Genomic DNA, 21,852 nt, shown 5'->3' with positions numbered 1-21,852 from the left:
GGACGGACCCCACACCTGCCCGCCCATGGTCACCACGGTAAGCGACCGGACGGCGGTGTCCCCCACATCCGTCCGCGTGTCACGCAAGACGGGTCGTCTCGTGTTTCCGTCAGCGCGATTTGGGCCCGCCCGTCGGCAGGGGTGGAGATCGGCAACCGGACGACCTATGCGTGCAGCCGGTCCGCGGGCGGAACCGTGGCCGCATCCTGGGGAACGCGACCCGACACCCAGCGCTGGAGCACACCCTCGGGAACGTCCTCGCGGACGAGGGCGAACGCGTAGTGGTCGCGCCAGTCGCCGTCGATGTGGATGAAGCGTCGGCGCAGGCCTTCGTAGCGGAAGCCGAGCTTCTCGACCACGCGCAGGCTGGCCCGGTTCTCGGGACGGATGCAGATCTCCATGCGGTGCAGCCGCAGCTCGGAGAAGCAGATGTCGGTCGCGAGGGCCACCGCCGTCGGAGTGATGCCGCGCCCGGCGAACCGCTCGCTCACCCAGTACCCGATCGTCGCGGACGCGAGCGAGCCCCGGGCGACGCCCCACACGTTCAGCTGGCCCGCGATCTCACCGTCGGACTCCATGACGAACGGCACGCCGGCGCCGTCGCGGTACTGCTGCAGCAGCCGTCGGATGCCGACACGCATGTCGAACGACACCGGGCCGTCGGGACTGGTCGCCTCCCACGGGCGCAGCCAGCCGCGGTTCGAGAGCAGCTCGTTCTGCAGCACGCGCGCGTCGCGCTGGCGGACGAGCCGGATCGCCACCGAGCCGTGCCTGCGGGGAGCCGACAGATCCACGAGACCCCCTCGAACGGGCGGCGTCAGAGGTTCGCCGCGAAATCCTTGAACCAGGGACGCAGTGCGGGACCGAGATCTTCGCGATCGGCCGCCAGCTGCACGATGGCCTTGATGTAATCCACCCTATCGCCGGTGTCGTAGCGACGGCCACGGAAAACCACGCCGTAGACGCCGGGGCCATCGGGGTCGGCCGCGAGCTCCTGAAGTGCGTCGGTGAGCTGGATCTCGCCGCCCTTGCCGGGCTCGGTGCGCTCGAGGATCTCGAACACGTTCGGCGAGAGGACGTATCGGCCGATGACGGCCAGATTCGACGGTGCGTCCTCGGCCTTGGGCTTCTCGACGAGCCCGTTGACCTTCACGATGCCGTTGCTGTCGGTGGACTCCACCGACGCGACGCCATAGAGGTTGATGTGCTCGGGGTCGACCTCCATGAGGGCGATGATCGCCGCTCCGGTGCGCTCGTGCTCCGCGATCATCGTGGTGAGCAGCTCGTCGCGCTCGTCGATGAGGTCGTCACCGAGCATCACGGCGAACGAGGAGTCGCCGACGTGGGCCTTCGCGCGCAGCACGGCGTGACCGAGACCCTTGGGCTCGCCCTGGCGCACGAAGTGGATGTCGGCGAGGTCGCTCGACTCCAGCACCCGGTGCAGGCGGTCGATGTCGCCCTTGTCCTTCAGCTTCTCCTCCAGCTCGGGGACCGAGTCGAAGTGGTTCGAGATCGCGTTCTTGTTGCGCCCGATGATCACCAGGATGTCGTCGATGCCGGCCTGCGCGGCCTCTTCGACCACGTACTGGATCGCCGGCTTGTCGACGACGGGAAGCATCTCCTTCGGCATCGCCTTCGTCGCGGGAAGGAAGCGGGTGCCGAGGCCCGCAGCGGGGATGACTGCCTTGATGGAGGTGTGCGCCATGGGGAGAGTCTAGGTGCGGCGACCAGGCCTTCTCGCCCGGACGGACGGTGTGCGATACTGCGCGCCGTACAATCGACACCATGTCCGACGCGATCGCCGATGCCAAGCGCGCCCTGCGCGCCGAGCTCCGCGAGCGACGCCAGTGCCTCTCGCCGCAGGCGCGCGAGACCGCCGAGGCGGGCATCCACGCCCAGCTCGACGCCCTGGTCGCCGAGCACGGCGCCCGCTCGATCTCTTGCTTCCTCTCGACCACGGCAGAGCCGGGCACCCGCTCTTTCGTGGCGGATGCCGTGGCCCGCGGCATCCGTGTCCTGCTCCCCGTGACGCGCGCGGACGGCCTCCTCGACTGGGCGGTCGCCACCCCCGAGGGCGACATCGCCGAGGGCATGTACGGACTGCCCGAGCCCGTCGGCGAACTGCTGGGCCCGATCGCGGTCAACGACGTCGACCTCCTCGTCATCCCCGCGGCCTCCGTCGACCGCACCGGGATGCGGCTCGGCTGGGGACGCGGCTTCTACGACAAGACCCTCGGGTCGATGGAGCGGTGCCCTCCCGTCTACGCGGTCGTCTTCGACTCCGAGTTCGTGGACGAAGTGCCGAGCGACGAACTCGACGAGCGCGTCACGGGTGTCATCACGCCCACGCGCACCATCACCCTCGCGCCCACGCGGCGCTGACAGCCGAACCGAGAGAATCCATGCCCACTTACGCCTACGCCTGCAAGCAGTGCGGTCACCGCTTCGACGCCGTGCAGTCCTTCGCCGACCCGACCCTGACCGAGTGCCCGGAGTGCGGCGGAGCGTTGCGCAAGGAGTACGGCTCGATCGGCGTCACCTTCAACGGTTCGGGCTTCTACCGCACCGATTCCCGCGCCGGCGCGAAGTCCGGCGGGTCGGGATCGGGCGGCGGAACGGATGCCCCGGGTGGCGCGTCCTCGTCGACTTCGACATCATCGAAGACCGAGGCGAAAGCCTCGCCCGCGTCGTCCGGAGCCTGATCCTCCGGCGCCCCAGGCGCGGGAGACACCTCAGGGGGTACTCGTGATCAAGGGTTTCAAGGAATTCATTCTCCGCGGAAACGTCATCGACCTGGCCGTCGCGGTCGTCATCGGCGCCGCATTCACGGCCGTCGTCAACGCGATCGTCTCGAGCATCATCAACCCGATCATCGCGCTGGTGTGGAAGCCGGATGCGAACGGCGAGATCGGCATCACGGTGAACGGTCTGTGGGGGCCGGTCACCTTTCCGATCAGCGATCTCATCAACGCGCTGATCGCGTTCATCGCGGTCGCGATCGTCGTCTATTTCGTCTTCGTGCACCCCATGAACGTGCTCAAGGAGCGCGCGGCCGCGAAGGCCGGCATCACCCCTGCCGACGAGGAGCCGAAGCTCCCGACCGAGCAGGAGATCCTGGTGCAGATCCGCGACATCCTCGAGAAGCAGAGCACCAGCTCGCGGCTCTAGTAGTGCGGCGGGACGTCGCGCCGCAGGCGCTCATCGTTCGGACCGGCTGAGTCGGATGCTGCGTTGCCCTGGCCCTTGCGGCCGGCTGGGGGCGCGGCATCCGTCGTCTTCTCGTCGGCCGGGATCGGCTCGGCGGTGGTTCCCGGTGCGGGCGTCAGCTTCGCGCGACGGGAGCCCTTGACACGCTCGATCCGCTGCCGGTCACTCGAGGACATCGATGGGCTGGGTCTCGTTGTCGACCCGGGGAGCGTCGGGCGGCACGCCCAGCATCGCGGCGATGCGCTGCGCGACGTCGGCCGGGTCGCGATACAGGTCGAACGAGTGCACGCGCACGTAGTGCCAGCCGAGCCGGCGCAGGATCTGCGGGCGCAGCCGCAGCGACTCGCGCAGCGACTCCCCGATCGTCTCGGGATCGCTCTCGACCACGACCGCCTTGCCGTCGTACTGCGCGACGAGCGGCAGCAGGCCGCGGTAGTGCACGTCGACGGAGAGCCCGGCACGACGCAGTTCGCGGGCGAGCGCGCGCGTGAGGGGGTCGGCGAGGTCCTCGAGCCGCGCCTCACGGGACCTGGCCGCGATGCCGCCCAGGATCGACATGAGCGTCGCGGCACCGTATTCGAGGCGACCGTCGTCGAAGGCCGACGGACGGATCGACGACACGATCACCATGGAGCGGCGTGCACGCGTCATGCCGACCGTGAGCAGCCGCTCGCCGTCGGGCGACGACAGGTCGCCGAAGTCGCTCAGCACACGGCCGTGCTTGGTGAGTCCGTAGCCGAGCGAGAAGATCACGCGGTCGCGGCTCTCGGCGACGGACTCCTCGAGGGTGAGCACCGCGAACGGCTCAGCGGTGTCGCGCGAGACGAAGTCGGCGACGTCGGAACGTCCGGCGAAGGCGGCCTCGACGGCGGCGCGGATGCGCTCGGCGTGCCGCACGCTCGCGGTGACGACCATCAGCGATTCGGTGCCCCGGTTGACGGCGTGCTCGACCACGAGGGTCACGACGCGGGCCACCTCCGAGTCCGGGCTCTCGACGGCTCCGGTGATCGGGTCGGGGGTGCCGTGGCCGCCTTCGACATAGTCGACCGCGAGGCTGCCGCGCCCCAGGTACGACCCCGCCCACGGCAGCGAGACGAGCTCGCCGCCGTAGAACGCGTCGTTGACGAGTGCGGCGAGATCCTCCCCGCCGGCCCGGTAGCTGCGGGTGAGCGTCTCGACGGGCAGCAGCTCGGCGAGGCGCTCGAAGACACTCGTGCTGTCGAAGGGCGCCTCGTCGTCATCGGCGTCGACGAGCGCGCCATCGCCGTTGGTCGAGGGCGGCGCAACGGCGGCCGACATCGCGGAGCCTGCGGAGACGTGGAACGGCGTGGGCTTCTGCGTCACGGGGTCGCCGAACGCCACGACCTGCCCCGCGCGGCGCAGCGCCGGTGAGGCCTCGGCAAGGCACAGTGCCCCGGCATCCGCCAGTACGACGACGTCGAACGCGACCGCCTCGGGGATGCGGGGCACCTCGTAGGGCGAGGCGAGCCAGACGGGCGCCACGGTGCGCGAGAGCGTGGGCGCCACCGCCGCGAGCTCGGCGGGCGTGATAGCGCCCCGCTTCAGCGCCTGCTTCAGCCCGTCGGCTTCGGAGCGGTGGTCGACGATCCCGATCCGCCACTGCGTGGCGAGATGGGCGGCGAGGAGCGGACCGGATGCTGCGGCATGAGCTTCGTCGACGAGCCGGAAGTCGCGCTCCAGCCGGTCGACGACGGCGGTGTTCGCGCCGAGCACGGCACGGTCGGTGCGCAGCAGCAGCTCGAGCGCCGACTGCCACCACGCGTACTCGAGCTCGGCGGCCACCTCGTCTTCGGGCACGTGCCGCACCGACAGCTCGAGGAGGAGCGGTTCGAGGCCCATCGCGGCGAGCTCGGAGCGCAGCGTCGCCCGCTCCTTGAGGTTGTCGAAGACGTCAGAGTCCGCGGCGAGCCCGGCGAGCGTGCGGACGAGCTGCTTCACCGGGAGCGTCGCGAGCCTGTCGGCACCGGTGCGGCCGAGCACGGCGTCCACTTCGCCGAGTTCGGCGTCGACGCGCTGCCAGGCGACCTGCACGTCGCCGAGGCCGAGCGGCAACTCGGGGGTCACGCCCACATCGACGTACCGCTGCCATTCGGTGCGCTGCTGCTGGATGCGCACCAGCGCCTCGTACATGTCGGGCACGTGGACGCCGGGACGCAGATACTCGCGCGAGAGGCGGCGGAGGCGGCGCCGGTTGGCGCCGTTCATCTCCGGCGAATCGCGACGAGGCGCGTGCGCCTGGATGAGCTCGGCCAGCGGCCGCTCGAACACGGTGAGGCTGAACTTGTCGAGCGAGTCACGGATGCCGCGCAGCAGGCGCAGGTACACGCCCAGCTCGGCGACGGTCTGGAACGGCCGCATGCGCGTCTGCGCGATGAGCTCGTACCCGCGTTCCAGCAGCGTCGGCACGTCACTGCGGTGCAGCTTGCCGGCGAGCGCGTGCGCCCCGCGGGCCTCCTCCACCGTCGCGAACGTGACGCCGTACCAGGGCGAGTCGTCGGGGCCGAAACGGAACTCGCCGAGTCGCGCGGCGGCGGAGAGCTTCGCCGCCGCATCCTCCCGCCTCGAAGCGAGGCTCGCGAGGGCGTCGGCGTCGAAGCGAGCCTCGGTCGCCGGGGCGACGCCGCGCTCTGCGAGTTCGGCGAGCTCGCGCAGGATGTCGAGCACCGACACGCCGAAGTCGGGATGCTTCGCGGTCACGGCCGAGCGGTAGTCCCGGAGTACGCCCCGCAGCCGCACCAGCGCATCGTCGATGTCGGAGACCTTCGGAACCTCGGCCTTCTCGTTCCGGCCGATCGCTCGGATGAGATCACGCTGGAGGCGGTCGGGCGAGACGGCCAGGCCCGGGAGCCCGATGCCCGCGAGGCGATGCCGCACGCCGTCGAGCGTCGACCGGCGCGCGCTCACCACCAGGACGCGCTTGCCATCTCGCACGAGCGCGCCCACCGCGTTGATGACGGTCTGCGTGCCGCCGGTGCCGGGCAGCGTGTGGATGACGAGGGACTGGCCGTCGGCGATGCGCGCGAGCACCCGCTCCTGCTCGGAGTCGGCGTCGAGGAGCAGCATGTCGGCGGCGGGGGCACGCTCGTCGGGGCTCGTCGGCACCGGTCCGTCCCGGCGGACCGTGAGCGATTCACGGTCGGCGACGTGACCGGCGAGCGCGTTGAGAACCCGATGGTCGAGATCCGACGCGTCCAGCGCCATGTCGCCGCCGACATCGGCGAAGGTCGACACGAGCAGACGCGGCTTCACGGCGTAGCTCTCGATCGACGCGGTGAGCGCACGGATGTGGTCGATCACCGGCTGCGGCTTGAAGACGCCGCCCTCATACGCCAGAGCAGCGAGGCCCCCGGCGTCGATCATGATGCCGAAGTGCGTGCGCATCGCGCGGATCAGCTCGGGGTTGACCGCGAACGTCCCGTGCAGCTTGAGTTCGAAGTCGCCATGGTGGCGTCGGATCGCCAGCGGGCGGAGCAGCACGGGCGCGCTCCACGTGATCCCGGCGACGCGCCAGGTCGCAAGACCGACCGCGAGCCGCACGGTGTCGAGCCCGCGGGTCGTGCGCAGCTCCTGGTCCTTCGCGGTGATGCTCTGGGCCGCGAGGCGGGCGTTGCGCAGCGCGACCTCGTCGCGGAAGAGGTTCGACAGCAGCGTCGACCGACCGGTGATGAACTGGGGCAGGCTTCCGGGGTGCGCCTTCGTGATCTCGATCGCGGCATCCTGCCCGTCCACGAAGTGCAGCAGAGTCGACCTGCCGCCCAGGGCGGCGGACTGCAGCCGGAGCCGATCGCGCTCGGTCTCGGCGACGTGCACGACGGTGACGTCGGGTTCGGCGAGACCCAGATCACCCGGGGTCACGTCGTACCCGCGCTCGGCATCTCCTGAGCCCAACACGGCGCTGCGTTCTGCTCGCCACACACGTGCCACCCTAGAGGCGACGTGTGCCCGGCTCTTGCAATGGACCTGAGTTTCGCGGTATTGGACCGTCGGGCAACAGCGTCCGGACGACGCCCCTCCTCCCCCGCGGACGTGCCGCGCCTCGTTCCCACAGATCCTGCCGACGACCGGCGACGGCGTCCCCGACGCGCGCCAGGATGGTCGCATGACCCCGGAGGATCCGCCCCGCTACCGCGTCCACCCGTCGCCCATCGGCGACATCCTGATCGTCACGACCGGCGACGGCATCGTGACCCTCCACCCTTTCGACGGCCCGCTGCACTCCGAGATCGAGCGCATCGCCCTGCAGCTGCGCGCCGTCCCCGTCCCCGATGACGACACGGACGCCGCCGCCCCCAGTGCCGCCGACGCGTTCGAGAGCGCGGTGACGCAGCTCGACGAGTACTTCGACGGCGACCGCGAGGAGTTCGATCTGCCGCTGGACTGGCGGCTCGTCCGCGGCTTCACGCGCGCCGCGCTGGAGGCCGTGTGCGACATCCCCTACGGCGAAACCGCGAGTTATGGGGAGGTCGCGATCGCGGCCGGCACCCCCCGCGCCGCGCGCGCCGTCGGGACCGCGTGCGCCACCACGCCGTTCTCCGTCGTCGTGCCGGTGCATCGCGTCATCCGCGCCGACGGCTCGCTCGGTGAATACGGTGGGCGACCTGAGGTGAAGCGGCTCCTCATCGACCTCGAACAGGGGCCGAGCCTTCCGGCCGCCCCGACCGCCGATGCACCCGAGACTCCGGCTCCGCACTGAAGCCGAGCCGGTCGAGGCTGCGGGCGTGTAGGCCGCCCGCATGCCGCGAGGTCCGCGCGGCACAGCGACGCCCGCGGGCCTCGCGATCCTCCTCGAAGACACGTCCCGTCCGCCGAGGGCGATACCCCCGAATGGTAAGGTCGACGCTACGAGAAGGGCGGCGAGGACGCCGTCACGCCGGAAGCAGGTAGCCGTGGGCGCGTCCCTCCCACATCGCGCACCGGCCCCCGATCACACAGGTGCGGGGGTCCGCGCCGTCGTGGATGCGCTCGACGGGGATCCCGGCGACGCGCAGGCCCTCGATCACGCGGTGGCCGAGCTCGTGCGCCGCACTCGCTTCCCGGTCGCCTTCGGCGGGCTCGCGCTCGGCGACGCGATCCACGTCACGTCCATCCACGGCGCCCGCACCCGCAACCTCCAGGGGCTCGTCGTGGAGGCCTCTCGCGGTCTCGGTGGGCGCGCGCTCGTCGAGAAGCGGCCGCGGCTCGCGCTGGACTACGGGTCGTCACGCAGCATCACGCACGACTACGACCGCGCCGTCCTCGGTGAGGGGATCGCGACGCTGTTCGCCGTCCCCGTCATGGTCGGCGGGCGCGCCCGCGGCGTCATCTACTGCGGATCGTGGGCCGAATCCCCCGTCGGAGACGTCGTCGCCCGCCCGGCTTTCGCGGTGGCGGAGGAGCTTTCCAGCGAACTGCGCATCCGCGACGAAGTTCAGCGGAGACTGACACTCTCCCCCACGCGCGCTGCACCGGCCGCGATGCCGGCGACCACGCGTGAGGAACTGCGCGAGACGTACGCGGAGCTGCGCAGCATCGCGGCGATCATCGACGACCCCGCGCTGCGCGCGCGCCTGGACCGCCTCGAGCAGCGGCTGGCCGCGCTCTCGCATGACGCATCGGAGCCGGCGGTCGAGCTGGACGTGCGGCTGTCGCCGCGCGAGATCGACGTGCTCGCCTGCGCGGCGCTCGGCTCGACCAACGCCGAGATCGCGGCGACCCTCGACCTCAAAGAGGGCACGGTCAAGTCGTATCTGCAGTCCGCGATGGCGAAGCTGGATGCCTCGACCCGGCACGCCGCGGTCGTCACCGCGCGTCGCGCCGGCATCCTTCCCTAATCTCCGCCGTCGGCGCCGCGGGCAAGAGGTCCGCCGGATCGCCGCCATTCCGGACAGTCGCGTCCGAATTTCCCTCGATCGCCCGAAATTGCCTCGCAGGATCGCGGTTATCCACCGCCGCGGAATTCATCAATAGGCTGTGGCGACAATTCGGCGTATTGTTCCCTCATGGCCCGTAGAATCGTTCACCAGCTCGTCGATGACATCGACGGAACCCTTTTGGAAGCCGGCGAAGGCGAGACCGTCCTGTTCTCGCTCGACGGCGTCGCGTACGAGATCGACCTCACCGACGAGAATGCCGCCGCACTGCGCGGCGCCCTCGAGCGCTACACCAACGCGGCGCGCGCGGTGTCGTCCGCCCGAGCGACGTCCAGCGCCGCCTCAGCCGGACGCAAGCGCCGCCGCAGCGGACAGCAGGATTACAGCGGCGTCCGCGAATGGGCGAAGCAGAACGGCTACCAGGTATCCGAGCGGGGCCGGGTTCCGGCATCCGTTCTCGAAGCCTACGAGGCGGCGCACTGACGCACGCCGCCTCGCGGCCTTTCATCGACGATTCGCCGAAAGCTTTCACGAGCGTGAGAGCTGGAAGAGAATCTCGTCGACTTTCTCTTTGGCGTCTCCGAAGAGCATCTGCGCGTTGTCGCGGTAGAAGAGCGGATTCTGCACGCCCGCGTATCCCGACGCCATCGAGCGCTTGAACACGATGACGTTGTCGGCCTCCCAGACGCGCAGCACCGGCATTCCGGCGATCGGGCTGGAGGGATCCTCAGCCGCGGCCGGGTTGACGGTGTCGTTCGCGCCGATCACGAGCACGACGTCGACGCCCGACAGGTCGTCGTTGATCTCGTCCATCTCGAGCACGATGTCGTAGGGCACCTTCGCCTCGGCGAGGAGCACGTTCATGTGGCCGGGAAGGCGTCCGGCGACGGGGTGGATGCCGAACCGGACGTCGACGCCCCGCTCGCGCAGCTTCTGCACGAGGTCGGCGACCCCGTGCTGCGCCTGCGCGACCGCCATGCCGTAGCCGGGCGTGATCACGACGGTGGAGGCGCCCGCGAGGAGGTCGGCAGCCGCCTCGGCGTCGATCTCGCGGTGCTCGCCGTGATCCTCGTCGCCACCCGTGGGCGCCTCGATGCCGAAGCCGCCGGCGATCACCGACAGGAACGACCGGTTCATCGCCTTGCACATGATGTAACTGAGGTATGCACCCGACGAGCCCACGAGCGCACCGGTGACGATGAGCAGGTCGTTGTTCAGCAGGAAGCCCGCCGCTGCCGCCGCCCATCCCGAGTAGCTGTTGAGCATCGAAACGACGACGGGCATGTCGCCACCGCCGATGGAGGCGACCAGATGCCAGCCGAGCGCGAGCGCGAGGAGGGTCACGGCGATCAGGAGCCACAGCTCGGGCGTGATCACGTACCAGACCGTGAGGACGAGGAACGCGGCCAGGGCGCCGAGGTTGAGGGCGTTCTTGCCGGCCAGCATGAGCGGCTTGGACGAGATGCGCGCCGACAGCTTGAGGAACGCGACGATCGACCCGGTGAAGGTCACACCGCCGATGAAGACGCCGATGAACACCTCGGCGTGGTGAATGTCGGCCAGCACCCCGGTGAGTCCGGTGTCATAGAGGGCGCCGTTCCAGCCGACCAGCACCGCGGCCAGACCCACGAAGGAGTGCAGCAGCGCGATGAGCTCGGGCATCCCGGTCATCTGGACGATCCGCGCTCGCCACAGCCCGATCGCGGCGCCGACGAGCACGGCGACGACGAGGAGGGTCATCCCGAGCGCGCCCGACGGCTGCCCCCACGCCCCGGTCGCCACCAGGACGACCGTCGCGACGAGCGCGATGGACATGCCGACGATGCCGAACACGACCCCGCGACGGCTGGTCTCGTGCTTGCTGAGCCCTGCGAGGCTGAGGATGAACAGGAGCGCCGCGATGATGTAGGCGGCGCCCGCGACCTGGCCGGCCACCGCGATCATCGGGTGTCACCCTTCTGGAACATCGCGAGCATGCGCCGCGTGACGGCGAAGCCGCCGAAGATGTTGATGGACGCGAGCAGCACCGCGACGGCGGCGAGGATCTGCACGGTGAGATCGGGGACGGTGATCTGCACCATGGCGCCGACCACGATGATGCCCGAGATCGCGTTCGTGACGCTCATCAGCGGCGTGTGCAGCGCGTGCGCCACATGGCCGATGACGTAGAACCCGACGACGATCGCAAGTGTCAGCACCAGGAAGTGCTGCGGCAACGGCGGCGGCGCGAACGCGCAGATCGCGAACAGCGCGGCGATCCCAGCGACGATGAGGCCGGTACGGGCGCCCGCCGACATCGGCTTCTTCGGCGCCACGACCGCCGGGGCGGCGGCTGCGGCCCTCGCCGGCGCGGCCGACACCTGCACGGGGGGCGGGGGCCACGTGACCGCACCGTCCTGCACGACGGTGACGGTGCGCTGCACGACGTCGTCGAAGTCCAGGGTGAGCTCGCCGTCCTTGCCGGGGGTGAGCAGCTTGAGCAGATTGACGAGGTTGGTCGCGAACAGCTGCGACGCCTGCTGAGGCAGCCGACCGGGAAGGTCGGTGTATCCGAGGATCACGACGCCGTTGCCGGTCGTGACCCTCTCCCCCGCGACCGACCCCTCGACGTTGCCGCCCTGGCCCGCGGCCATGTCGACGATGACGCTGCCCGAGCGCATCGAGGCCACGTCCGCGGCGGTGATCAGGCGCGGCGCCGGGCGCCCGGGAATGAGCGCTGTCGTGATGATGATGTCGACGTCGGCCGCCTGCTCCGAGTAGATCTCGGCCGCGCGCTTGTCGTACGCCTCGCTGGTCGCCTTCGCATACCCGTCGGACGAGACCTGCTTCGCCTCCTCCGGGACGACGACCTCGAGGTACTCGCCGCCGATCGACGCGACCTGGTCGGCGACCTCCGGGCGCGGGTCGGTGGCCCGGACGATCGCGCCGAGGCTGGAGGCCGCGCCGATCGCCGCGAGTCCCGCGACGCCGGCGCCCGCGATCAGCACCTTCGCCGGCGGCACCTTGCCTGCCGCCGTGACCTGGCCGGTGAAGAAGCGGCCGAACTCGTGCGCAGCCTCGACGACGGCGCGGTAGCCGGCGATGTTCGCCATCGAGCTCAGCACGTCCATCGACTGTGCGCGGGAGATGCGCGGCACCGCGTCCAGCGCGATCGCGGTGATCCCCCGCGTGGCGAGGGACTCGACCAGATCCGGCCGCAGTGCGGGACTCAGCATCGCGACGATCGTCGCCCCGTCGGCGAGCCGGTCGATCTCGCCAGGCGTCGGCGCGTTGACCTTCAGCACCACGGGCGCCGACCACGCCGTCGCACCGTCGACGACGGCCGCACCGGCCTGCGCGAACGCGGCGTCGGGGAACGACGAGGCGGCCCCGGCCCCGGCTTCCACGACGACGTCGTACCCCAGGGCGATGAGTTTCGGGACGGTGGTCGGAGTCGCGGCCACCCGGGTCTCTCCGGGCGCCTCGGCGACGATGCCAATGCGGGTCATGCGTTCCTCTGGGTCGGGTGCGACAGCGTCGGCTGCGGCGACAGGGAGGTCCGCGAGACCTCCTTCGGTGCTCGCGGCGACGCCTCCACCATGTCAGACCGCGATGCAGATATCCCGTGCATTGCGACCCGACACGATGACAAGAATCACAGAATTTGCTCCGCGCGCACCACAATCCCCCTTCTTCCGTCGCGCGCTGCGGTCTGGCCGAACGCACATGCTCGCGCCAGGCGGTTCATAGCGCGCGGCGAAGGTCGTCGTAAGTCGGACTCATATCCATGGAGGCATGGACAACAAGAGCAGCGTGAACAAGGTCACCCGAAAGCGCCGGGTCCGAAACGCCGTCATCGCCTCCGGCCTCGTCGTCGCCCTGTCGGGAGGCGCAGGGGCCATCTGGGCGACCGACCGCTTCCTCGTCGAGCATGTCGAGATCGCCGACGTGTCGGAGTACGAGGCGCAGAACTCCACGGTCGACTCCACGACGGATGCGGCGACGGATGCCGCCACCGGCGCCACGGTCACCGGCACGTCGTACGCGGACGGCGCCACATCGATCACGATCTCGACCGTCACCGAAGGCTCGGGCTCCGACACCGTGACCTACTACGTCGCCGACGTGACCCTGTCGGACGCGACCACGCTGCAGAGCGCCTTCGCGAAGGACCAGTTCGGCGAGAACATCACCGAACTCACCAGCAGCATCGCCGCCGACAACGGCGCGATCTTCGCGATCAACGGCGACTACTACGGGTTCCGCGACACCGGCATCGTGATCCGCAACGGGGTGGTCTTCCGCGATGAGCCCGCCCGCGAGGGGCTCGTGTTCTACACGGACGGCCGCGTCGAGGTGTACGACGAGACGACGACGACCGCCGATGAGCTGCTGGCCGACGGCGCGTGGAACACCCTGAGCTTCGGCCCCGCGATCGTCGAGGACGGCACCGTCGTCGACGGCATCCAGACGACGGAGATCGACACGAACTTCGGCAACCACTCCATCCAGGGCGACCAGCCGCGCACCGCCGTCGGCGTGATCGACGAGAACCACCTCGTGTTCGTGGTCGTCGACGGACGCCAGTCCGGGTACAGCGCCGGCGTCACCCTCACCGAGCTCGCCGACATCATGCTCGACCTCGGCGCCACCACCGCGTACAACCTCGACGGCGGCGGCTCGTCGACGATGTACTTCAACGGCGAGGTGGTCAACTCGCCCTCCAACGGCGGTGAGCGCGGCACGAGCGACATCCTCTACATCGCCGACGCGTCCGCGGCCGACGCGTCCGCGGCCGACGCGGAGTGACGCCGTGATCGTGCTCATCCCGGCCTACGAGCCGGGTTCGCGCCTCGAACCGGTCGTCGCCGGATTGTTCGCCGCCGACCCCGACGTCGAGGTGGTCGTCGTCGACGACGGGAGCGGCCCGGCATACGCGCCGATCTTCGCCGTCGTCGCGGCGGAGGGCGCGACGGTGCTGCATCACGACACGAACCGCGGCAAGGCCGCCGCGCTGCGCACCGGGTTCGACCATGCGATGGCCGCGCATCCCGGTGACGATGTCGTCACGGCCGATGCGGACGGGCAGCACACGGTGCACGACATCCGCCTGGTCGCCGACGGTCTCCGCGAGGACGCCGCCGGCGGCGCCCCGACGCTGATCCTCGGCTGCCGCGCGTTCACCGGCCGCGTTCCGCTGCGATCTCGTGCGGGCAATGCCGTGGCCCGGGGAGTGTTCCGGCTCGCTGCCGGCTGGACGCTGAGCGATACGCAGACGGGGCTGCGCGGCATCCCCTCTGAATTGCTCGCGTGGGTGCGCGACCAGCCGGGCGAGCGATTCGCGTACGAGCAGAACGTGCTGCTGCGCTGCCGGCGCGACGGGGTCGCGACGCGTGAGGTGCCGATCGAGACCGTGTACCTCGACGGCAACGCGTCGAGTCATTTCCGCCCGATCGTGGATTCGCTCCGCATCATGCTCCCGCTGCTGCTCTTCGCGGGATCGTCGCTGCTGGCGTTCGCCGTCGACACCGTGATGCTGCTGGTTCTCCACGCGCTCACCGGCCTTCTCGTGCCGTCCATCGTGGCGGCGCGCGGCGTGAGTGCGTCCGTGAACTTCGTCATCAACCGACGCGTCGTCTTCCGCGCCGGTTCGACCGGCGCGCTCTCCGAACGCGGACGGATGCTGCGGCAGGCCGCCCGCTACGCCGTGCTGGCCGTCGCACTCCTGGCATCGAACATCGTGTGGCTGGATGCGCTCACACGCTTCGGCGTGCCGCTCGTCGTGGCCAAGGTCGCGACCGAGGCGGTTCTGTTCGTGACGAGCTACGGCGTGCAGCGCACCTTCGTGTTCGGCACTCAGCAGCCCCGTGCCGAACTCGTAAGGCGGGCTGACTCCCGCCATAGGAACCCCATAGCGGCAGCGGGTCGACTGGATCACACCGAACACCCCACCCGGAGGAACCCATGACCACCAGTGCACTGATCCTGATCGGCATCGACCTCGCTGCCGCCCTCGTGCTGAGCCTCGGCCTGTACTACCGCCGGCACCACCGCCGCGACCTCGTCGTCGCGTTCCTGGGGGTGAACGTCGGCGTGATGGTCGTCGCCGCCGTCCTCGGCACCGCCGAGGTCGCGCTGGGGCTCGGGCTCGGTCTGTTCGGCGTGCTGTCGATCATCCGGCTGCGCTCGTCCGAGATCTCGCAGCGCGAGGTGGCGTACTACTTCGCGGCGCTCGCGATCGGCCTCGTCACCGGACTCCCCCAGACCGATCCGTGGCCGGTGGCGGCGCTCGTCGCCCTGATCCTCGCAGTGCTGTGGGGCGCCGACCACCCGGCCCTGCTCTCGCGGGCGCGCCACCAGGTCGTGCGCCTCGACCGGGCGATCTCCGACGATCGCGAACTGCGCGCCGAACTCGAAGAGCGCCTCGGCGGCACCGTCGCCTCGACCACCGTCCAGGAGCTCGACCTCGTGAACGACACGACGCTGGTCGATGTCCGCTACCGGATCCCGCGGGCAGCCGTGCGACCCACCACGAGCCGGGCCACCGCGGCGACCGCGCCCGCGATGCAGGCGGCGGCGCGATGACCGCCTTGGACCGCTTCGACCGGGTCTCGCTCGACGCGCTCGTGGCCGAGGCATCCCTCCTCACTCGCGTCGACAGGAAGTACGTCGTGCCGCGCGCGGGCCTCGAACCGGTGCTCGCCGCGCTCGACCCCGGCACTCGTGTGCTCGAGATCGATGGCGCCCGCGACTTCGCATACGAGTCCGTGTACTTCGACACCCCCGACCTACTGAGCTTCCACATGGCCGCGCAGCCACGACGACGACGCTTCAAGCTGCGCACGCGCAGCTACCTCGACACAGGCACGTCCTACCTCGAGATCAAGACGCGCGGCGCCCGTGGCACGACCGTCAAGGACCGCGACGAGTACGACCCGCGACACCGCGACCGGCTCACCGACGACGCCCGCGACGATGTGGCGGACGCGTTCGCGGCGATCGGGGTCGCCGCAGACCGGGCGGATGAACTCGACGCGACGCTGCTGACCCGCTACCGCCGAGCCACCCTGCTCGCCGCCGGCGGAGCGGGCCGCGCCACCATCGACATCGCGCTCGAGTGGATCGAGCCCGACGGGGGCGGTTTCGCCCTTCCCGGCCTCGCCATCGTCGAGACAAAATCGGGCGCCCGGCCGTCCGATGTGGACCGCGCGCTGTGGCGGGCCGGTCATCGGCCCGCGACGGTGAGCAAGTACGCCACCGGCCTCGCGGCGCTTCATCCGACCCTCCCCCGCAATCGCTGGGCGCGGCTGCTGCGCGGTCCGTTCGACATCACGCACCGCGCCGCGCACACAACCCACCCGACCATCGCCATCACCAAGGAGAACGCATCATGCCCCGCCAGCCCCACCGCCGCCCTATCGAGCACCGTCGCCGCCTGATCCTGGCGGCCGCGCCCCTGGCCGTCGCCGCGCTGGTGCTCGCCGGCTGCGCGACGCAGACCGTCGCATCGACGAACACCGCGACCACCGACGCCACGACCACCGAGACCGCGGCAGTCGTCGACTCCGACCTCAGCGCGGCGGCCGTGCTCGCCGCGAACGCCGACGTCACGGTCGTGAAGGACGACGAGTGGAGCGAGACGGATGCCGCGGACATCACGCTCTCGGGCAGCTCCGCGTCGAGCGACTCCGGGGCCGTGAGCGTCGACGGCTCTACCGTCACCATCACGGAGGCCGGGGTGTTCCGGCTCTCCGGATCGCTCGACGGCCAGGTGGTGGTCGCCGCGCCCGGGGACGCGCAGGTCGTGCTGATCCTCGACGACGTCGAGATCGCAGCATCCGACTCCCCTGCCATCACCGTGACGAGCGCGGATGACGTCGCCATCTCGCTGGCGGCCGGCAGTGAGAACAGCGTCTCGGACGCGTCGTCGTACGCTGACGGCGCCGATGCGAACGCCGCGATCTACGCCGACACCGACCTCACGATCTCGGGCACCGGCGCGCTCTCGGTCTCGGGCAATGGGAACGACGGCGTCACGAGCACGGACGACCTGGTGATCCTGTCGGGCGAGATTACGGTCGACGCGGCCGATGACGCACTGCGGGGCAAGGACTCGCTCACCGTCGAAGGCGGCACGCTCGAACTCACCGCCGGCGGCGATGCGTTCAAGAGCGACCAGGCCGACGACGCCGCACAGGGCTTCGTCGCGATCACCGGCGGCACCGTGACGGCCGCGAGCGGTGACGACGCCATCGCCGCGGCGACGGACGCCGTCGTCACGGGCGGCACCCTGTCCCTCACCGCGGGGACGGATGCCTCGACCTCGGACGACTCCCCCAAGGGGGTCACCGCGGGCGTCGTCGTCGCGATCGACGGCGGCGACGTCACGATCGAGGCGGCCGACGACGCCGTCCACTCCGACGGATCGGTCGGCATCGGCGGCGGGACCGTCACCGTGTCCGCGGGCGACGACGGCATCCACGCCGAGCAGCGGCTCGAGATCCGCGACGGCGACGTCACGGTCGCGGAGTCGAATGAAGGCCTCGAGGCGACGGATGTCGCCATCTCGGGCGGCACGGTCGACATCACGTCGAGCGACGACGGCGTGAACGGCGCCGGCGGGACCGCCTCCGACACGCAGGGCGGCGGCATGGGCGGCGGCGGCGAGCAGGACACCGGCGAGACCATCACGATCTCCGGCGGGAACGTGCGCGTGGCCGCGGTCGGCGACGGCCTCGACTCGAACGGCACGATCTCGATCACCGGTGGGACCACGGTCGTCAGCGGTCCGAGCTCGGCCGGCGGCCAGGGCGCGCTCGACGCCAACGGCGCGATCACGATCGACGGCGGCGAGGTGTTCGTCGCAGGATCCGTGCTGGTGACGCCGACGGGTTCCCAGCAGTGGGTCGCCGCGACCGCCAGCGGTTCGGCGGGCGACACCGTTGAGGTGACGGATGCCTCGGGCACCGTGATCGCGAGCTTCGACGCCGATCAGAGCTTCGGCGCCGTGTTCTACAGCGGGCCCGGGGTCGCCGACGGCGGGTCGTTCACGATCACGGTGAACGGCGTGACGGCGGCGACGGTGTCGGAGGGGGTCGACGTGTCCGGCGGAGGCATGGGCGGCGGCATGGGCGGCGGCGGCCGCCGTCCCTGATCCGGCGGTTTCGGTCGCCGCATGCGCCGGGCTGCGGGCGGCGACCGAACGTGGGAAGTCCCTCCGAATGCACGCCGCACGGCGCGTAGAGGTTGCATCCCGACGTCGATCTCGGAATCGTGGCCGGTCCGGAACCGCAAACGGAAAGGAAAAGCATGCTCACGCTGACCCAGACCGCCGCCGAGGCCGTCGAAGAACTCGTCGCCCGTGTGCCCCTTGCTGACGAGGGCGGTGTGCGAATCCGCGACACTGGGGGCTCGGAAGGATTCGAGCTGAGCGTCGCGCCTGCCCCGGGGCCGGCCGACACTGTCGTCACCGAGGGAGGCGCCCGCGTCTTCCTCGACGAGAGGGCTGCGGCCGCGCTCGACGACCGCGTGCTCGACGCCGAACTGTCGAACGACGGTGCCGTGCGCTTCGCCCTGGGAACCCAGGGCTGATCTCGGCGCTTCGGGCCCCGGCATCCGTTATCGGGTGTCGGGGCCTTTGTCGTGCGCCGTCCTGATCGTCACGCGGTCGCGAGCTGGACGTTGGGGAATTCACTGCCGTAGTGCTCGCGCATCCCTGTCTTGCGCTCCAGGTCGTCGATGACTGCCGAGGCGAAGTCGATGCCGTACAACGCGGCACAGGATCCGAGGCCCCCGGGCGAGAACACGTTGACCTCCATCAGCTTGTCGCCCGCGATGTCCAGTCCGACGAGGAACATGCCGTCGGCGAGGAGCTTCGGGCGTACCGCATCCACCAGGTGGAGCATCTCGTCGGTGACCCTCACCGCCTCGGCCTTCCCGCCGACGGACATGTTCGACCGCACATCCGTCTCCCCGGGCCTCCGGCGGAATGCGGCGTGCACGCCATCGATCTCGAGCGCTCGGCCGTTCATCACGAACATCCGCACGTCGCCGTCCTTCGCCGCGGGAAGGTACTCCTGAGCCACCACGTACCCGTCGCGGGCGATCGCCTCGACGATCTGGGCGATGTTCCGTTCCCGCTTCAGGTCGACCAGGAACACACCGGAACCACCCGAGCCCTGCAGGGGCTTGAGCACCGCACGCCCCCCGAGCTCGTCGATGAACTCGCGGACCCGCTCCTCGTCGCGTGTGATCAGCGTGCGCGGGCGCACCACCTCCGGGAAGTGCTGGAAATACGCCTTCGACGTGGCGTCGGCCAGGGAGCGCGGATCGTTGACGACGAGGACGCCCGTCTCGGCGACCATCCGCCCGAACGCCAGCCCGGCCGTGCTCGCCCACGCCGTGTCCGCGGCTTCGGCCGCCGGGTCGGCGCGGAGCATGAGCACATCGAAGTCGTCGAGCCCGGTGCGCGCCCGGGTCGCGGACTGCACGTCTTCGAGGTAGCGCTCGAGCGACCGGTAGCGCTTGCCGGAGGTCGCGGTCGCGGTGATCGCCGAGAGCGATCCGTCGGGTTCGTAGCCGAAGTCCCGAAGACCCATGAGGCACACGTCGTGCCCGCGTGCGGCAGCGCTCATCGCGAGACGCGTCGTCGAGTAGATGGGCTGCTCCGTGGCGATGTCGTTGACGACGAAACCGATTCTCATGTGGGCTCCTCAAGCAGGGGTGGCTAGGCGTTGACCAGCGACACCAGGTCGTCGGCACGGGCAGCATCGTGAATCCTGCCGGCCGTCTGAGCCTCCGACAGGTAGCGCGGCGTGAGGCGAGCCGGTGCGAGCAGCCCGCGGTCTGCCAGGTCCTGCACGAGAGGCAGGTCCTCGAGTGAGAACTTGCCCAGGAAGAGGAGGTCGAGCACACCGCCATGCGCCACGTGCTCCAGGAGGGCCAGCAGCCCGCGCAGGTAGATGGCGTCCTTGGTGAATCCGCCGGCTCGGTACACCCGCATGGCGACGCTGTAGGCGCTGCCCGCGGGCAGGCCGTGACCGGTGAGCAGACGATACGTCTCGACGAAGCTCGCGCCGCCCACCAGCGCGTGCACCGCGACCACACGCGCCGCGAGTTGGCGCAGCCGAGAAGCGGTCAGCCCGCCGCACGCGATCTCCGCGAGAACCGCGAGGCCCTCCTGCGTCTCGTCGTAGTGAGCAAGCCCGGCGCCGAGCATGCGGATGGGCTGCGCGAGGCCGTTGACCTGCGTCACGAGGTGTGTGCCCACTTCGTGCTGCAGGAGGGCATCGACGCGGGGGGCGGCCACGGCCGCGTTCCGCGAGATGAGGAGTGTGTTGCCCTCGACCAGCACGCCCGAGACGTCGTCGCGGATCTCGGCGTGGAGCTCCGCATCCGGGTCGATCGACCGGTAGTGGGCGATCTCGGCCTTGGCAGCCGCGAGGAACGTCTCCGCGCCCACGGATTCCTGTTCGAGCTTCCCGTACGGGAGCCGGCTGAGCAGATCGCCGGCGATGTCCACGAGCGCCGGCAGCACCGGCCCGTACTGTGCGATCGACAGCTGCAGGAACTCGGGCGTGTTCCGGGCGCGCAACATCTCCACCCGCAATGTCATCTCGCGCTGCCGGTTGCGCAGCAGCGCCGCAAGGGTGGTGTCGCTGACGGCGTCGAGCGGCAGTGCAGCCACCTGGGCATCGAGCACCGCGGGGTCGACATCCAGGGCGCGATACTCGAACACGGGGTCGACCTCGGGGTCGGCAAGGAACTGCGCACGGACGTCGTCCGCGTTCACCGGTGTCATCTCGAGCAGGAATCGCACCGTCCCCGCGAGCGACGCCATGGCATGGTCCGCCGCCAGGTCGGCGGCCGAGAACGCGCCCTTCTCGATGACGTCGGTCTCGGGCCCGCCGGCGCCGGAGGCATGCGTCGGGTCGCTCGTCACGGTGTCGCCACCTCGACGAGCGCTTCGCGAAGCGCTGGGATCGTCGACGCCACCGCGCGTGCGAGCTCGTCGATGCGAGCGTGATCCGCCTCGCCGGTCCACTCGTCCATGAACGTCTTCTTGAACTCCAGCGCGAGCACGGCAGCCCTGCCTGGGTAACGAGCGTGTGTCCAGGCGGCGAGCTGCTGCCCGCGGAAGCGGACGTTCTCGCGCACGTCGAGTGGTCCCGCTGACGTCCCGGCCTGAGTGAGCGAGTCGATGAAGGCGTCCGCCACGGATCCGAAGCGGTCCCGGTCGAGCGATCCCGTGCCGACGTTCACTTCGGGATTCTCAGCCCAGGGGGCCTCGGACGCCGCCGCACCCTCGCGGCGGTGGTTGTACGAGTGGATGTCGAACACCACGAACGGGCCGCGTTCGGCGACCACGTCCAGTCGCCGGCCGAGCTCCCCGTAGAACGCGTCGTAGACCTCGAGAGATCGCGCGACGACAGCCCCATCGAGGGGTGGATCACGCACGACCTCCAGCCCCCACGCCTCCTCCGCCGAACGGTAGACGGCCTTCTCGCGCGAGCGGTTCAGGTCGACCTCGAAGCGCGACCGACGCACCACGACGCGGGCCGGGACGAGTGCGCCGATCTCATCGGTGTGCGGGTCTTCCTCCCGGAGCCGATCCTCATCGGACAGGATCAGCTCGGCCGCGACCTCCGGCCGGACGTCGTGCCCATTGTGAATCGCCGTGGCGATGAACTGTCCGCTCCAATCGCCGACGAATTCGAACGCGGAGCGCTCCGTGATGACCATCAGCCCATTGTTTTCCCGGGCGGAGCCGGGCCTCAAGGTCTTGACAGGGCTCCGG

General features: G+C 70.3%; 21 protein-coding genes. 12 read left to right on the top strand and 9 right to left on the bottom strand.

Annotation, left to right across the window (positions count from 1 at the left end):
* Positions 1-164 precede the first annotated feature (164 nt).
* Both RS82_RS08600 and galU read right to left on the bottom strand, forming a co-directional pair.
* The gene (locus tag RS82_RS08600; protein WP_045298292.1) at positions 165-794 is read right to left on the bottom strand and encodes a GNAT family N-acetyltransferase; all 630 of its coding nucleotides are present in this window, start codon (positions 792-794) and stop codon (positions 165-167) included.
* Between the two features lie 23 nt (positions 795-817).
* Positions 818-1,705 carry a UTP--glucose-1-phosphate uridylyltransferase GalU gene (gene galU / locus RS82_RS08595; RefSeq protein ID WP_045298290.1) on the bottom strand — a complete coding sequence of 296 codons (888 nt, stop codon included), beginning with the start codon at positions 1,703-1,705 and terminating at the stop codon, positions 818-820.
* Between the two features lie 80 nt (positions 1,706-1,785).
* Here galU and RS82_RS08590 point away from each other — a divergent pair, with 80 nt between their 5' ends.
* The 3 genes from RS82_RS08590 to mscL are packed head-to-tail and all read left to right on the top strand — an operon-like array spanning position 1,786 to position 3,168.
* The gene (locus RS82_RS08590) at positions 1,786-2,382 is read left to right on the top strand and encodes a 5-formyltetrahydrofolate cyclo-ligase (RefSeq protein WP_045298288.1); all 597 of its coding nucleotides are present in this window, start codon (positions 1,786-1,788) and stop codon (positions 2,380-2,382) included.
* A 20-nt stretch (positions 2,383-2,402) separates the two neighbouring features.
* Positions 2,403-2,702, top strand: coding sequence for an FmdB family zinc ribbon protein (locus RS82_RS08585; RefSeq protein ID WP_045298285.1), 300 nt, complete (start codon positions 2,403-2,405; stop codon positions 2,700-2,702).
* 43 nt (positions 2,703-2,745) lie between these two features.
* The gene (gene mscL, locus RS82_RS08580; RefSeq protein ID WP_045298283.1) at positions 2,746-3,168 is read left to right on the top strand and encodes a large conductance mechanosensitive channel protein MscL; all 423 of its coding nucleotides are present in this window, start codon (positions 2,746-2,748) and stop codon (positions 3,166-3,168) included.
* On the opposite strand, the gene RS82_RS08575 is transcribed toward mscL, so the two are convergent.
* Together RS82_RS08575 and RS82_RS08570 are read right to left on the bottom strand one after the other, a co-directional pair.
* On the bottom strand, positions 3,165-3,383 hold the full coding sequence (locus RS82_RS08575) for a hypothetical protein (RefSeq protein ID WP_045298281.1): 219 nt from the start codon (positions 3,381-3,383) through the stop codon (positions 3,165-3,167). The genes mscL and RS82_RS08575 overlap by 4 nt on opposite strands.
* Positions 3,370-7,116: an ATPase AAA gene (locus tag RS82_RS08570; RefSeq protein ID WP_045298375.1), complete on the bottom strand. Its 3,747-nt coding sequence runs from the start codon at positions 7,114-7,116 to the stop codon at positions 3,370-3,372. The genes RS82_RS08575 and RS82_RS08570 overlap by 14 nt, the downstream gene beginning before the upstream one ends.
* Positions 7,117-7,327: 211 nt before the next feature.
* Here RS82_RS08570 and RS82_RS08565 point away from each other — a divergent pair, with 211 nt between their 5' ends.
* The 3 genes from RS82_RS08565 (at position 7,328) to RS82_RS08555 (ending at position 9,560) form a co-directional block, all read left to right on the top strand.
* Positions 7,328-7,921 carry a methylated-DNA--[protein]-cysteine S-methyltransferase gene (locus tag RS82_RS08565; protein ID WP_045298279.1) on the top strand — a complete coding sequence of 198 codons (594 nt, stop codon included), beginning with the start codon at positions 7,328-7,330 and terminating at the stop codon, positions 7,919-7,921.
* A 193-nt stretch (positions 7,922-8,114) separates the two neighbouring features.
* The gene (locus tag RS82_RS08560) at positions 8,115-9,038 is read left to right on the top strand and encodes a LuxR C-terminal-related transcriptional regulator (RefSeq protein WP_084695531.1); all 924 of its coding nucleotides are present in this window, start codon (positions 8,115-8,117) and stop codon (positions 9,036-9,038) included.
* Positions 9,039-9,206: 168 nt separating this feature from the next.
* Entirely contained in the window at positions 9,207-9,560 is a 354-nt protein-coding gene (locus RS82_RS08555) for a histone-like nucleoid-structuring protein Lsr2 (protein WP_045298277.1), read from the top strand.
* 45 nt (positions 9,561-9,605) lie between these two features.
* On the opposite strand, the gene pntB is transcribed toward RS82_RS08555, so the two are convergent.
* Both pntB and RS82_RS08545 read right to left on the bottom strand, forming a co-directional pair.
* The gene (gene pntB / locus RS82_RS08550) at positions 9,606-11,021 is read right to left on the bottom strand and encodes a Re/Si-specific NAD(P)(+) transhydrogenase subunit beta (RefSeq protein ID WP_045298275.1); all 1,416 of its coding nucleotides are present in this window, start codon (positions 11,019-11,021) and stop codon (positions 9,606-9,608) included.
* Complete coding sequence (locus RS82_RS08545) at positions 11,018-12,565, bottom strand: Re/Si-specific NAD(P)(+) transhydrogenase subunit alpha (RefSeq protein ID WP_045298273.1); 1,548 nt, start codon at positions 12,563-12,565, stop codon at positions 11,018-11,020. The genes pntB and RS82_RS08545 overlap by 4 nt, the downstream gene beginning before the upstream one ends.
* A gap of 286 nt (positions 12,566-12,851) precedes the next feature.
* Between RS82_RS08545 and RS82_RS08540 the strand changes: the two genes are divergently transcribed.
* The 6 genes from RS82_RS08540 (at position 12,852) to RS82_RS08515 (ending at position 18,647) form a co-directional block, all read left to right on the top strand.
* Positions 12,852-13,865, top strand: coding sequence for a phosphodiester glycosidase family protein (locus RS82_RS08540; RefSeq protein WP_045298271.1), 1,014 nt, complete (start codon positions 12,852-12,854; stop codon positions 13,863-13,865).
* Between the two features lie 4 nt (positions 13,866-13,869).
* A complete protein-coding gene (locus RS82_RS08535; protein ID WP_084695530.1) occupies positions 13,870-15,024 on the top strand; it encodes a bifunctional glycosyltransferase family 2/GtrA family protein in 1,155 nt (384 codons plus the stop codon).
* On the top strand, positions 15,021-15,641 hold the full coding sequence (locus tag RS82_RS08530; RefSeq protein ID WP_045298269.1) for a DUF4956 domain-containing protein: 621 nt from the start codon (positions 15,021-15,023) through the stop codon (positions 15,639-15,641). The genes RS82_RS08535 and RS82_RS08530 overlap by 4 nt, the downstream gene beginning before the upstream one ends.
* Complete coding sequence (locus RS82_RS08525) at positions 15,638-16,495, top strand: polyphosphate polymerase domain-containing protein (protein WP_084695529.1); 858 nt, start codon at positions 15,638-15,640, stop codon at positions 16,493-16,495. The genes RS82_RS08530 and RS82_RS08525 overlap by 4 nt, the downstream gene beginning before the upstream one ends.
* Complete coding sequence (locus tag RS82_RS08520; protein WP_045298267.1) at positions 16,447-18,210, top strand: carbohydrate-binding domain-containing protein; 1,764 nt, start codon at positions 16,447-16,449, stop codon at positions 18,208-18,210. Before RS82_RS08525 ends, RS82_RS08520 begins: the two co-directional genes overlap by 49 nt.
* A 155-nt stretch (positions 18,211-18,365) precedes the next feature.
* Positions 18,366-18,647, top strand: a complete 282-nt coding sequence (locus tag RS82_RS08515) for a Fe-S cluster assembly protein HesB (protein ID WP_045298260.1) — start codon at positions 18,366-18,368, stop codon at positions 18,645-18,647.
* A 68-nt stretch (positions 18,648-18,715) separates the two neighbouring features.
* Here RS82_RS08515 and RS82_RS08510 read toward each other — a convergent pair whose 3' ends face one another.
* Genes RS82_RS08510 through RS82_RS08500 form a run of 3 tightly spaced genes read right to left on the bottom strand, consistent with a single transcriptional unit; the run spans position 18,716 to position 21,797 of the window.
* Positions 18,716-19,759 (bottom strand): glutathione synthetase, encoded by a 1,044-nt coding sequence (locus tag RS82_RS08510; protein WP_045298258.1) that lies wholly within the window; start codon positions 19,757-19,759, stop codon positions 18,716-18,718.
* 23 nt (positions 19,760-19,782) lie between these two features.
* Positions 19,783-20,997, bottom strand: a complete 1,215-nt coding sequence (locus RS82_RS08505; RefSeq protein ID WP_245619555.1) for a peptidase MATCAP family protein — start codon at positions 20,995-20,997, stop codon at positions 19,783-19,785.
* Complete coding sequence (locus RS82_RS08500) at positions 20,994-21,797, bottom strand: N-formylglutamate amidohydrolase (protein WP_045298257.1); 804 nt, start codon at positions 21,795-21,797, stop codon at positions 20,994-20,996. The genes RS82_RS08505 and RS82_RS08500 overlap by 4 nt, the downstream gene beginning before the upstream one ends.
* Between the last annotated feature and the right edge of the window lie 55 nt (positions 21,798-21,852).

Origin of the sequence: Microbacterium trichothecenolyticum (assembly GCF_000956465.1) — a bacterium.
Lineage (GTDB): Bacteria > Actinomycetota > Actinomycetes > Actinomycetales > Microbacteriaceae > Microbacterium > Microbacterium trichothecenolyticum.
The sequence above is the reverse complement of the archived record's forward strand: the minus strand, read 5'-3'. Positions and strand labels throughout refer to the sequence as shown.

Coding starts and splice junctions, on each gene's coding strand:
- galU (WP_045298290.1), bottom strand. CDS start 1,705: ATGGCGCACACCTCCATCAAGGCAGTCATCCCCGCTGCGGGCCTCGGC.
- RS82_RS08590 (WP_045298288.1), top strand. CDS start 1,786: ATGTCCGACGCGATCGCCGATGCCAAGCGCGCCCTGCGCGCCGAGCTC.
- RS82_RS08585 (WP_045298285.1), top strand. CDS start 2,403: ATGCCCACTTACGCCTACGCCTGCAAGCAGTGCGGTCACCGCTTCGAC.
- RS82_RS08575 (WP_045298281.1), bottom strand. CDS start 3,383: ATGTCCTCGAGTGACCGGCAGCGGATCGAGCGTGTCAAGGGCTCCCGT.
- RS82_RS08565 (WP_045298279.1), top strand. CDS start 7,328: ATGACCCCGGAGGATCCGCCCCGCTACCGCGTCCACCCGTCGCCCATC.
- RS82_RS08555 (WP_045298277.1), top strand. CDS start 9,207: ATGGCCCGTAGAATCGTTCACCAGCTCGTCGATGACATCGACGGAACC.
- pntB (WP_045298275.1), bottom strand. CDS start 11,021: ATGATCGCGGTGGCCGGCCAGGTCGCGGGCGCCGCCTACATCATCGCG.
- RS82_RS08545 (WP_045298273.1), bottom strand. CDS start 12,565: ATGACCCGCATTGGCATCGTCGCCGAGGCGCCCGGAGAGACCCGGGTG.
- RS82_RS08540 (WP_045298271.1), top strand. CDS start 12,852: ATGGACAACAAGAGCAGCGTGAACAAGGTCACCCGAAAGCGCCGGGTC.
- RS82_RS08530 (WP_045298269.1), top strand. CDS start 15,021: ATGACCACCAGTGCACTGATCCTGATCGGCATCGACCTCGCTGCCGCC.
- RS82_RS08525 (WP_084695529.1), top strand. CDS start 15,638: ATGACCGCCTTGGACCGCTTCGACCGGGTCTCGCTCGACGCGCTCGTG.
- RS82_RS08520 (WP_045298267.1), top strand. CDS start 16,447: ATGCCCCGCCAGCCCCACCGCCGCCCTATCGAGCACCGTCGCCGCCTG.
- RS82_RS08515 (WP_045298260.1), top strand. CDS start 18,366: ATGCTCACGCTGACCCAGACCGCCGCCGAGGCCGTCGAAGAACTCGTC.
- RS82_RS08510 (WP_045298258.1), bottom strand. CDS start 19,759: ATGAGAATCGGTTTCGTCGTCAACGACATCGCCACGGAGCAGCCCATC.
- RS82_RS08500 (WP_045298257.1), bottom strand. CDS start 21,797: ATGGTCATCACGGAGCGCTCCGCGTTCGAATTCGTCGGCGATTGGAGC.